Annotated in this window: 1 protein-coding gene; it reads left to right on the top strand. The window is 68.3% G+C overall.

Annotated elements, in window-relative coordinates; translation table 11 throughout:
* Nucleotides 1-475 precede the first annotated feature (475 nt).
* Nucleotides 476-886: a hypothetical protein gene (locus AW271_RS00005; protein ID WP_062330060.1), complete on the top strand. Its 411-nt coding sequence runs from the start codon at nucleotides 476-478 to the stop codon at nucleotides 884-886.
* The last annotated feature ends 271 nt before the right edge of the window (nucleotides 887-1,157 follow it).

Below are 1,157 nucleotides of genomic sequence, written 5' to 3'. Positions count from 1 at the left end.
GTCTTGCTGTTGTGCCTTTATCTTCTCAGCGGTCCCAGTCAGTGTCAAACCGAGCGATTTGACTTCTGGATCCGAACCCGAGAGGAATTCGGCTGCTCCTGTTTCAGAGCAACCCCTCTAACTTACCAGCGATCGGAGCGGAAGGCGAACCAGCCGCGTGATCGTGGAGTTCAGGGGATGAAGCAACCCATGCCGGATCCGCCGTGAGGCGAGTGGATGGGGTTTCGCCGGACCAGGCCGACACGAGAAGACTAACAGTTCCCCCGACCACTCACGCCACAAACGACTGCCGTGGCCTGACAACCAACCTGGTCACTCGCGCATCTAAGTAGCACCCGGTTCGAGAGCGGTCGCATGACCTCGGTGAGGGCAAGCCGATGTCAAGCCGACCGCAATCAGGGCGGGATACGAATGAGATGCGGGAGTCACCCGGCGCCAACCCGGCGTCTGGACCCCCGCCGTGGAGGTGGCCATCATGACGCAGCGGTCGGAGTTCGACGACATCCGCGCCCACATCACGGCCGAGGCCGGGCACGCCGGCGATCTTCTCCGGATCGCCCGGGAGCTGCTCGACGACCTGGAGCAGGCGCGCTTGCGAGAGGCGTCCCTGCGCAACTACTACCTCGCCCTCCTGACGGCCAGTCGCGCGACGGTCGCCGCCAACGCGGCCGGCGACCCCGAGCCGCTGACCTTCCTTGAGCACGAGCTGGCCAAGAACGGCCAGCTGCCCGTGGGCGAGGAGGCCGCCCGGGTGCTGGCCGACGCCAAGACCGCCCAGGCGCTGGTGGCCGCGCTCGACCAGCCGGTCCGCGAACCACGGCGCATGGGCCCGGCGAGCAGCCGGCTCCGCCGTTGCGTGAGCGTGCACCGCAGCTTGCCGCACTGACCACAGCCGTAGCTCGAAGCCACCGCGGCATAACGCGGAAGGCGACCGCACCGGGGCTGCCACCCCGCGACCGCCCTCCGCCGATGGCCCGCACCCCACACCCACACCCGGGGTAGGGCCGGGCCCGGTTCCGCTCCCACCGGAACCGGGCCACCCAAGCACCACCAAGGGGGACGGGGCCTGATTCCGGGGGGTCGGAATCAGGCCCCACAGCCATGCCCTCCCCCGCCACAGGGAAATTCCTTCCTTCCGTTACGGCTCCCGCCCACCC

Origin of the sequence: Herbidospora sakaeratensis (genome assembly GCF_001570525.1) — a bacterium.
Classification (GTDB): domain Bacteria; phylum Actinomycetota; class Actinomycetes; order Streptosporangiales; family Streptosporangiaceae; genus Herbidospora; species Herbidospora sakaeratensis.
This window is presented reverse-complemented; position numbering and strand designations above follow the sequence as displayed.